The 11159-nt window shown below is 39.6% G+C and carries 6 protein-coding genes and 1 pseudogene; 1 reads left to right on the top strand and 6 read right to left on the bottom strand.

Annotation, left to right across the window (positions count from 1 at the left end; genetic code table 11):
* Both AC1WHX_RS06770 and AC1WHX_RS06765 read right to left on the bottom strand, forming a co-directional pair.
* Nucleotides 1–1208 (bottom strand): hypothetical protein (locus tag AC1WHX_RS06770; protein WP_481229046.1); only part of this gene is annotated, 1208 nt, incomplete at its 3' end.
* A gap of 26 nt (nucleotides 1209–1234) precedes the next feature.
* Nucleotides 1235–2746: a hypothetical protein gene (locus AC1WHX_RS06765; RefSeq protein WP_122337396.1), complete on the bottom strand. Its 1512-nt coding sequence runs from the start codon at nucleotides 2744–2746 to the stop codon at nucleotides 1235–1237.
* 269 nt (nucleotides 2747–3015) lie between these two features.
* Between AC1WHX_RS06765 and mnmA the strand changes: the two genes are divergently transcribed.
* A complete protein-coding gene (gene mnmA, locus AC1WHX_RS06760) occupies nucleotides 3016–4083 on the top strand; it encodes a tRNA 2-thiouridine(34) synthase MnmA (protein ID WP_122337398.1) in 1068 nt (355 codons plus the stop codon).
* Between the two features lie 12 nt (nucleotides 4084–4095).
* On the opposite strand, the gene AC1WHX_RS06755 is transcribed toward mnmA, so the two are convergent.
* The 4 genes and pseudogenes from AC1WHX_RS06755 to AC1WHX_RS06740 all read right to left on the bottom strand — a co-directional run.
* Entirely contained in the window at nucleotides 4096–5397 is a 1302-nt protein-coding gene (locus AC1WHX_RS06755) for a TolC family protein (protein WP_302544660.1), read from the bottom strand.
* The gene (locus AC1WHX_RS06750; RefSeq protein WP_122337400.1) at nucleotides 5394–8456 is read right to left on the bottom strand and encodes an efflux RND transporter permease subunit; all 3063 of its coding nucleotides are present in this window, start codon (nucleotides 8454–8456) and stop codon (nucleotides 5394–5396) included. The genes AC1WHX_RS06755 and AC1WHX_RS06750 overlap by 4 nt, the downstream gene beginning before the upstream one ends.
* Before the next feature lie 21 nt (nucleotides 8457–8477).
* A pseudogene (locus AC1WHX_RS06745) lies at nucleotides 8478–9463 on the bottom strand (efflux RND transporter periplasmic adaptor subunit).
* Nucleotides 9464–9711: 248 nt separating this feature from the next.
* A partial coding sequence (locus tag AC1WHX_RS06740) for an aminoacyl-histidine dipeptidase (RefSeq protein WP_481229044.1) occupies nucleotides 9712–11159 on the bottom strand: 1448 nt, incomplete at its 5' end.

Genomic DNA, 11159 nt, shown 5'->3' with positions numbered 1-11159 from the left:
AGATAATTATTTTCAATAATAGAATTATATATATTATAGATTACGGTATTGGCAGCGCCAGCAGTAACACGTATTCCGGCTTGAGGTGTCGCCCCACCGAAAGCACTCGTATTACGGGTAATCGTACAATTTACAAGATTAAGCACGCTTCCGTCTTTACCGTTATTCATCATAATAGTACCTCCGAAAGATGCGGCATGGTTACCGTAAAAAGTCGTATTGATAAAAGACAAATCACATGTCGATCCGGTTGTTTTATTATCTACATAAACAGCTCCACCATGTTCTGTAACGGAATTATACAAAAATGCACAACCTTCAAAATAAGCTCCGGTCTTTTTAGCCGCATTATCCAAAAATGCAAACACTCCTCCGTCTTTTGCGGTATTATTTTTGAATACAGATTTTTCAACTCTAAGCATAAGATCTCCTTGCACGAAAAATACGCCTCCCAGACCCGTTGTCGTATTATTCTCAAAAAGACATTCTTTGAACAAAATATTTTTACCTGCTAAAATATGAGCTACAGCTCCGTTCCCTTTACCCGTCGTATTATTGGAAAATGAGCAACCGGTAAAAGACACACTAAACCGATCTTGTTCCAACAAAGCATAAACAGCCGCACCACCTCTTCCGTCAGCAGAATTACCGTCAAAAACACAATCGGTAAAAGATGCCGATGCATTCCGAATATACACCGCTCCGCCGAAATCATTTCCCATAGGAATACTATTCCCTTCTCTGAAAGAAAGATTAGCAAACTCTATCGATTGATTAAAAGAATCGATACGAATCAAACGTGTCGTTCCATTTCCGACAAATCCACAAGTTTCAGCACTTTTTCCTATAATTTTCAAAGATTTATCCAAAGGTCTCACACCATTTTTCCCCTGAACATTCCAAGTCGCATAGGTTATACCACCAAGTTCGAATGTGGTAGAACCATCTACTTTAATATCATTATTCAAAGTACTGCCCTCTTTCTTAGGCTCGGCAGAAATATCGATAAAATCAAGCACATGTATCTCATCTCCGTTTTCAGCCAAAGTGAATGCCCGTGACAAAGTTTTTACCGGAGTTTCTGCCGATAAACCGTTATTTGTATCATTTCCGGCAGAAGAAAGATACAAATCGGTAGCCGAAAGATAGTTACCTGAACTGCAAAACAATGCGGCAATAAGCACATTTTTTAGTAAATTATTTTTCATACTGATATAGAATAAAGATTAATTAATTATTTATTTATCTCCAAGACTTTATCTAATTTGGACTTATCTTTTTCAGGAATATGTATCCGGTATTTTTTTACACCTTTATCTAACTTATAATAAAAAGCCACGCTGAAGTTATATAATGGATACGGGCGACCGTATATGATATTGCCGGACTTATCTCTCGGTTCATAATTAGGACGCAAAGTGACATAATTCCCATTCTTATCTTTATCCCGGGCAAAAACAAAAGTCCCATCGCTATTCTTTTCATCCTGATCGATATATGTATAATATGCTTCATAATCGTCACTATCCCGCAAATTACCATGCCCTTTGAACTCATTAGCTCCGGCATAAGTTACCTCTACCGTTCCCGACAAATCCTTTTCACAAGTTATATATACACAATCCCCCTTTACCTTTACATGAGTAATACTTTGTCTAATATCATCATTATAGATTGCAAAACCATAATCTTTTATTTTTTCGGTAGTATAATCATCAAGCACTAAAGGCATTTTAGGAACTCTGAATCGAATCTTAATTTCTTTAGGATCTGATGTCCTCGATAACTCTTCGGGTTGTAAAGGAATAAAAGGCTTGCCCTCGATTACAGTACGGTAATAAGCTTTGGCCAACATCTCGCCATACCAACGGTAACCGTTCGCATCGAGATGTCCCCCGCGGTCCGTCATCGGATACACCGGACCGGCACAAATAATATCTTCCGTTTCGTTTGCAGCCTCTAATTGGGCCATACCGATATTCAAGGTTCTCCCTCGAGTATATTGCGCACCGACCTGATAGGTTATAAAAAGAGGCTTACTGTGCTGATTATAAATAGAAACGACATCATTTTGCATATTGTTTTTCAACCGCAGCATTAGAGTCTTATATTCATCTTTTCCCACCACATTCGGAATATAGGGTAGCAATCCTCTTGTTGTATCTGCCCAATAATTATATTCCCCTTGCATCCAAATCACTAAAGGACACGTCACAGTTGCATTTTCTTTAGCCGCTATCTGCGGCGCGGCAAATGCCGCTTTCAAAAAACCTTCCTGATAAATATTTTTATTCCGGCAATGTTTCGATAATTGGTCGATCGTCTTTCCACCAACACCTGTAGATGTCGCAATATAATAAACAGACGGATCATTTATCTTCAATCTCAGATGATTGACTGCAGCCACTACCGGACATTCGGCAATACCACCATTCCGACTCAAAGGAGATCTTTTCTCGGTTAGAGCCAAAGAGGATTTTAACGGATTCAAAATCGCAGAATTACGATTACCTTGATTAATCCATATTTGATCTCCGATCATATAATTCCCCGACAAAGGTTCTGTTGTCAAAGCCGGATAAGATTGATGTCCGGTAGAAAGACTTTGCCCGTAAATGATAAAATGCTGGTAAATTTTCGTATCCGGAGTTTCTGATTTCTTCTCTGCGGCAACTCCATAATTAAATGCCGCACCTAAAGCAACGGTCAGGACGTATGCTTTCAAATTTAGTATATGTGCTTTCACTATGTATAAATTTATTTAGAACAAATGTAAAAGAGTGATATTAATAATACTCATAATTCTGCCTTAATTTGTAAATACAAACGAATAAAATGCATTTAAAAATAAATTTATACTGATTAAGAACCTATATATAAAAGCACCTAAATTATAATTAAAAAAGTATTTTCTAATTTAATCTACACCATTTTCATGTACTTTTGCAAGACAAAGAATGATCATATTGTTATTCAAAAAACTAAACAACTACACTAAGAAAACATAATATATCAATGAATATAGCCATGTTAGCCTCCGGCGGGGTCGATAGTTCGGTTGCCGTCTATCAATTGAAAGAAGCCGGATATACTCCTACTCTATTTTACATTCGTATCGGTATGGAAGATAAAGATAAAAATCTGGACTGCCACTCGGAGGAAGATATAGAGATAGTAACCTATATAGCCCGTAAATACGGATGTCCGATGGAGATAGTTTCTCTACATAACGAATATTGGGAATATGTCATGGGATATGCTTTCGAAACGATAAAAAGAGGCCTGACTCCTAATCCTGATGTAATGTGCAATAAATTCATCAAATTCGGATTTTTTGAAAAATATTGGGGAAAAGACTTCGACAAAATAGCTACAGGACATTATGCTAATACCCGAATCATAGATGATATAACTTATCTCGCCACTGCAAAAGATACGGTAAAAGACCAAACCGATTTTTTGGCACAACTTAATCACGTACAAATCTCCAAATTACTATTTCCTATCGGAAATATGATGAAAGACGAAGTCAGAACAATTGCCTTACAACAGAATCTTCCGAGTGCACTAAGAAAAGACAGTCAGGGAATCTGCTTCTTAGGAAACATTAATTATAACCAATTTATACGGAATTATTTAGGAGAAAAAGAAGGAAACATAATAGACTTAGAAAGCGGACGTATAGTCGGAAAACATAAAGGGTACTGGTTTCACACCATCGGACAGAGAAAAGGTCTCGGCCTCAGCGGAGGTCCGTGGTTTGTCATAAAAAAAGATCCGGAACAGAACATACTATATGTTTCGAACGGATCTGACCCGGAAACACAATACGGAAACATTCTTAATTTAAGCGGATTCCAGTTCATATCCGGAAATCCTCTCGGAGATCTTGCACAAGATACACCAATTACATTTAAAAACCGGCACACTCCGGAATTTACACCGGGAACGATACGACGCATCGACAATAATATTGTCAGAATCACTTCCGAAAAAAAAATACAAGGTATCGCCCCCGGACAATTCGGCGTCATATACAGCCATGATAAAGAACTTTGTCTGGCCAGCGGAATTATACAATAGATCTTTAGGCTCTCATTGAACTTGTAAACGACCACTCATCAACAATAATGAGACTTCGGTTGATTTTGCCTGAAATTGAGCCGAAATTTTTCGAGTTACAGCATCTAAATAGCTTCGTTGAAATTCTCTGAACTCCAATCCCGAAAGACTCCCGAGCCGATATCTTTCTAATGCGGTTTTAAGGCTGACCAATGCTACTTCTGCACTTTCCGACTCAAAACCGACCATAATCAAGTTATTTTCATAACTGTTATAAAGTTGAGCCAAGTCACTTAACATCTGTAACTCTACTTCCTGATAACTCAGCTTACTATTTTCTATCTCAATCTTCGCATTTCTTACCTTCTTACGGGTTTCCAAACGATTAAACAACGGTACGGAGAGTGTAAAACCCCAAAACGGGCCTGTATTCTGATTAAAAGTCGATATGGATGCAGGTGATTCAGTCCGTGAAAAACTATAGCCTGCCGTAAAATCTACCGAAGGGAAATAAGCCGACCGGGCCAATTTAAGATCAAGCTCCGACACTTTTTGTTCCCGACGCGCAATCAATAATGTCGTATTGTTATTCAACATCAATGTTTGCACTTCATCTTTCGGGTACATCGGATGTAACAGTATCGTATCTTTTACATATCCTCTTTTATGCAGATCGATATTCATTAACGTATTCAATGTAATATAAGCACTACGCAACTGCTCTTGCTGCTTTACTAATGTCGAACTATCAGAATTCAGATCGATTTTGGTCTGTTTCAGTTCCAACCCTGAAAGACTCCCGATCCGATTTTTCTGTAAAGCTATTTCATATCGCTGACGAGAAAGATCGAGACTTTGTTTAGCTGCATCCAACAAGCTCTTCTGCACCAATACATTATAATATCCGGTATTAACTTGTGCTATCAGATTCTCAACAGCCATACGAGTTTTCAGTTCTCCGATAGCAATAAACTCATTGAGTTTTTCATGAGTCGTAAACATCGCCAGACCATCAAAAATAGTCCAGTTCAAATTTATATTAGCGCCATAATTATCGGTAATGCTGCCACTGAATTTTTTCTCTGTTCCGCTATTTGCATCTTTCCTTTTCGAATTTATAATCGATTCTTTCTGTGTACCTTCTGCCGAAAGTGAAGGCAAAAAAGAAGAATAATTCTGGTTATTACGCTCTATCTGTTCTTCGTTCTTTGCAATACGGATACCATAATTAGATTCCAATGCTTTATTGATGCAATCGGAAAGTGTCAAGGTCTCTTGCGCCGTTACTCCCAACGGACAAATCAATAAAAAAAATATTACAATACTTCTTATCATGATTTCGTATAAGTTTCTTCATTAACCACTTTGATCTTAGAAGTCGACAAATATGTATAAATTGCCGGAATTACATAAAGTGTCAATCCGGTAGCACATACCATCCCACCGACAACAGCAATACCCATAGCGATACGGCTCTCCGAACCCGAACCTGTAGCCAACGCCATAGGTAGTGTTCCCAATACCGTAGAAAGGCTGGTCATCAATATGGGTCGAAAACGTGCCACAGCAGAATCAAGTATAGCCTCATGCATACTTAAACCGTCAGCCTTACGCTGATTAGCAAACTCGACAATTAAAATACCGTTCTTCGAAACCAACCCTATCAGCATAATTATACCGATTTGACTAAAAATATTCATCGTTTGTCCGAAATACCATAAAGAGAGTAATGCTCCCACCAACGCCAACGGGACTGTAAGCATAATAATCAACGGATCTCGGAAACTCTCAAATTGGGCTGAAAGAACAAGATAAATAAATATCAATGCAAAAACAAACGCAAACAAAAGACTGGAAGAGCTTTCTACAAAATCTTTTGAACTTCCGGACAGAGTCGTTTTAAAATCTTCATTCAAGACTTTGTCTGCGATTCTGTCCATCTCATCGATACCCTGTCCTAATGTCTTTCCTTTTGCCGGAGATGCAGAAACTGTTGCCGAGACAAAACGGTCGTATCTAAATAATCGAGGGGGCGTACTACTCTCTTCCATTGTCACCAAATTATCTAAACTGACCAGTTTATTATCTTTTCCCCTCACATAAACCGTTGCCAAATCGGCAGGTTTATTCCGTTGCGATTTATCGAACTCGCTTATGATCTGATATTGTTTCCCATTCAGGATATAATACCCTATCCTCTGATCACTCATGGTTAGCTGCAATGTTCTCGAAATATCTTCTACCGATACCCCTAACAAAGCGGCCTTATCCCGATTAATATTAATCGTCAGTTCCGGTTTAGTAAATTTCAAGTCCAAATCATAAGTAGAAAATTCCGGACTTTGAGAAACCTCATTCATAAATTTAGGCAGAATACCTTTCAAATCATCCAGATTTTTCGCTTGTATGACATACTCTACCGGTAATCCTCCCCGTTGATTGCCGAAAGTCTGACGTTGTGTTACCATAGTACGAGCACCGGTAAGCTGCTTCAATTGAGGAGCTAAATCATCGGCAATTTCCTGCTGAGTACGATCACGATCTTCTGACGGGACTAACATCACATTACAAAATGCAGAGTTGGTTTGTCCTCCCCTTCCGGTCAAAGACATAATCAAATTTTCTTCCGGAACTTCTTTCTCTAAATAGGTAGTCAAATCCGTCATATACTGATCCATATATTCAAAACTCGATCCCTCTGTCGCTGTAGATACGACCCTCAACTGAGCACGGTCTTCCATCGGAGACATTTCGGACGGCAACGTCATCCAAAAATAATAGATGGCTACACCCGACAATAATAAAATAATCGGAGCGATATAGCGATGCCGCATAAAAGATTCCAAACTGCTGCGATACGCATTCGTAAACCATACGAAAAAAGGCTCGGTAACTCTGTAAAACCAATTACCGGTCACGTTTTGAGTTAATAATTTAGTCGAAAGCATCGGTGTGAACGACAACGCAACAAATGAAGATATCGCTACAGCTCCCGCGATTACGACACTAAACTCACGAAAAAGGCGTCCGGTCGTTCCTTGCAAAAAGACAATAGGCACAAAAACGGCAACTAATGCAACCGTCGTAGCAATTACCGCAAAGAATATTTCCTGAGAACCTTTAAATCCGGCTTCCAAAGGAGACATACCCTTTTCTACCTTATTATAAATATTCTCCATTACGACAATAGCATCATCGACAACAAGACCTATCGAAAGAACAATTGCCAAAAGTGTAAGGATATTTATCGTGAATCCGGCCAAATACATTATAAAAAATGTTCCGACCAAAGATATCGGTATCGTCAACACAGGTATAAGCGTCGTACGCCAGTTGCGTAAAAATAAAAATATAATAAGAACAACAAGTACAAACGCTTCTACAATCGTACTTTTAACCTCATTGATCGAATTTCGAATAAATACTGTATCATCCTGATAAATACCGCACTGCATATCATCCGGCAAATCTGCTTTAATATCTTCCACTACCTTGTACGCCCGATCGACAATATCCACATAATTAGCTCCCGGCTGCGGAATAATGACACATCCCACCATAGGGTTGTTATTCATCTTCATTATATAACGATTATTCTCCGAATCGACGGTAGCTTTTCCTACATCTCTGAAACGAACGACTTTATCCCCATCCCGACGCAACACGAGATTATTAAAATCCTCTACCGTCAACAAGCGTCCCATCGTACGCACCGTCAATTCTGTGTTATCCCCTTCGATACGTCCCGAAGGCAACTCCACATTTCCGGCAGAAACGGCGTTACTCACGTCCATCGGCGTAAGGCCGTAGGCAGACAATAACATCGGGTCCATCTTAAGCCGGATCGCCAGCCTTTTCTCTCCCCATATCTCTACACTACTTACACCGGGAATCGTTTGCAACCGTTCTTTAAGATGTAAATCGGCATACGTACTTACATCGATAATCGAACGGGTATCACTACTTAAATAAAGGCCAAATATCGGTTGAGCATCGGCATCGGCTTTTGAAACTACCGGAGGATCTATGTCTTCAGGTAATTTTCTCAACGCTCCCGAAACTTTGTCACGAACATCGTTCGCCGCTGTCTCGAGAGGCACTTCCAACTCAAACTCTATTCTTATATTACTCCGACCATCCCGACTCTGACTTACCAAAGAACGGATTCCGGGAATCCCATTAATAGCAGACTCTAACGGTTCGGTAATTTGCGTTTCCACAACATCGGCATTTGCTCCGGTGAAAGTCGTACTCACCGATATAATAGGAGGATCGACACTGGGATAATCTCGGACACCTAAAAATGTTATACCGATCATACCTATAATGATAAATACCAAATTCATCACCGTAGCAAGGACCGGACGTTTTATACTGACAGAAGATAGACTCATGGCGGACAATACAGTTTAATGTTATTCTACGGTTTCAGGCTTTACGGCAGCCCCTTCTTTTACTTGCATCAATCCGGTTACCAATATGGTATCCCCGACCGACAAACCCGAGATTACCTCGATTTTATTCTCTGTACGTTGTCCTGTCTCTATAACGGTAGAATGAGCTTTCCCATTTCTTAACATCCAAACTTTCTTACCTTCCATTTCAGGGACAACCGACTGTGTAGGAACAAGCAACGAATGATTGGAGACTCTGGTTATAAGATTTAACCGGGCAAACATTCCCGGAGCTAATAATCGACCGGGATTTTCACAACGGGCACGTATCGAAATAGTACGAGTATCCGAATCGACTTTAGAGTCAACAGCATATACCGACGCATTGAATTTCTTGTCGGATGATTCCGTCGTAAACTGTACCATTGCCCCGACCAATGCTTTTCCCGCATATTTTTCCGGAACTGAAAATTCGACTTTCAATAACCCGTCATCAACTAAACGTGTGACGATCGTACTCGGTTGTAAATATGCTCCTAACTGACATTACGAAACCCGAGAACTCCGGCAAAAGGAGCTCTTAATTCTGTCTTATCTATTTTTACTTTCAAAAGAGAAATATCTGCTTCTATCAAATTATAATCAGTTTGTACCTGATCAAACTCTTCACGGCTAACAGCATCTTTTTCAAATAATATGCGTTGACGTTCCAATTTCTCAGACAACAGTTTCTGCTGAAAAAGTGCACGCTTCAACTGTGCTTGCAAATCAGAATCATCGACTTTAAGCAATAATGCTCCTTTTTCGACATGTTGCCCTTCCTTAAAATAAATTCCGACAATTTTTCCCGTCGTTTCAGCGACCAAATCGACTTCTTCATTCGGCAACAATGTCCCGACAGCCTGAATATCGGAACTTAACCTGAACGGCTTCACAATAAATGCATTGACCGGAATCTGCGTTCCCTTCTTAATATCTTTTTTACTTTCTCCCGCTGGAGAATCCATCAACTTAACTGCAATCAACCCACCAATAAGTAAAACGGGAATACCGATTTTCAATAAATTCTTTACATACCTGTTTTTCATGCAATCTCTGAGCTATTTGTTTTTGTAGATGTGCGTATGTTTATAAAAATATAGGACTCTGTCATGAGGCAGAATCCTATATATAATAGTTCAAATATTTATATGATTGATTTCAGCCTCCTTTCTTGTCCAAAAACAGTCCTTAGACAGCGAAATCACACAAAGGTTTAACGAACAGGAATATTTTCTATCAAATTTGTCAGAAAATTCCAAAAATGTTCAACCGATGCAATATTTACTCTCTCATCCGGAGAATGAGGAAACTTAATCGTAGGACCGAACGAAATCATATCTAAATTAGGATATGCCGCACCAATAATGCCGCACTCGAGACCCGCATGCATAATCTTTACTTCAGGATCAAATCCCAATACTTTTTTATGTATATCTTTTGCCACTTTAAGCACCGGTGAATTGAGGTTCGGCTCCCAACCGGGATAATCCCCGCTGGTCTCTACCTTAGCACCGGCTAATAAAAATACACTCTCCAGACTTGAGACCAAAGCTTGCTTCATACTTTCACTCGAGCTTCTTATTAATATAAGTATTTCTATCGAGCCTTCAGACGAGCGAACAATTGCCAAATTAGAAGATGTCTCCACTACTTCAGGTACTCCCGGAATCATTCGGGCTACCCCATTACGACAACCGACAACGGCATTTATCAAATCGTCCTGTATAGGCTCAGGAATCAAAAAATCCGGTAATCCGGTTTCCTCTGCTGTCAAAGTCAAATCATCTTCAATCAAACCGTATTCGTGGATATAGAGAGCCTCAAAATCGGCTACTTCATCTAAAAAGTCCGATTTATATTCGGCCGGAATAGTAACAACCGCCTCAGCTTCACGAGGAATAGCATTACGCAAATTTCCTCCGCTGACCCATGCCAACCGGGCGTCATACTCCTGTACGGCATGTTTCAGAAAACGGAACAGCAACTTATTCGCATTTGCACGCCCCAAATGAATATCCACTCCTGAATGTCCTCCTTTCAATCCCGATATAACAATCTTCAAGGCTATTTCATTTTCCGGAATATAAGGTTCATCTTTATATTTAAAACTGGCAGCAAGATCAATTCCTCCTGCACAACTCATATATAATTCTCCCTCTTGTTCCGAATCGGTATTCAATAATATCTCTGCCTGCAACAAATCAGGTTGTAATCCTAAAGCTCCATACATTCCCGTCTCTTCATCATAAGTAAACAATGCCTCCAACGGTCCGTGCTTCAATGTTTCAGACTCAAGAATAGCCAAAATCGAAGAGATTCCGATACCATTATCCGCCCCTAAGGTCGTACCATTAGCTGTGACCCATTCCCCATCGATGTAAGAATTTATCGGATCTGTCTCAAAATTATGAACCTTATCCGCATTTTTCTGAGGCACCATATCCATGTGCCCTTGCAAAACCACAGGTTTTCGATTTTCCATACCGGGAGTTGCTGGTTTACGTATCAAAACATTTCCAGCCTCATCCAAAACCGTTTCCAATCCCAAATTTTTACCAAAATCCAGAATATATTGCGTTATTTTCTCCAAATGTCCGGAAGGACGCGGAATTTTACAAATAGCACTAAAATGACGCCATACGGCTTCGGGCTGTAAAGTTT

This window comes from Coprobacter sp. (assembly GCF_982436375.1).
Note: the sequence above shows the minus strand (reverse complement) of the source record. Positions and strands in the feature narration are given on the sequence as shown.

Excerpts from the sequence above, each read along its gene's own strand:
- mnmA (WP_122337398.1), top strand. The coding sequence starts at position 3,016 with ATGAATATAGCCATGTTAGCCTCCGGCGGGGTCGATAGTTCGGTTGCC.
- AC1WHX_RS06755 (WP_302544660.1), bottom strand. The coding sequence starts at position 5,397 with ATGATAAGAAGTATTGTAATATTTTTTTTATTGATTTGTCCGTTGGGA.
- AC1WHX_RS06750 (WP_122337400.1), bottom strand. The coding sequence starts at position 8,456 with ATGAGTCTATCTTCTGTCAGTATAAAACGTCCGGTCCTTGCTACGGTG.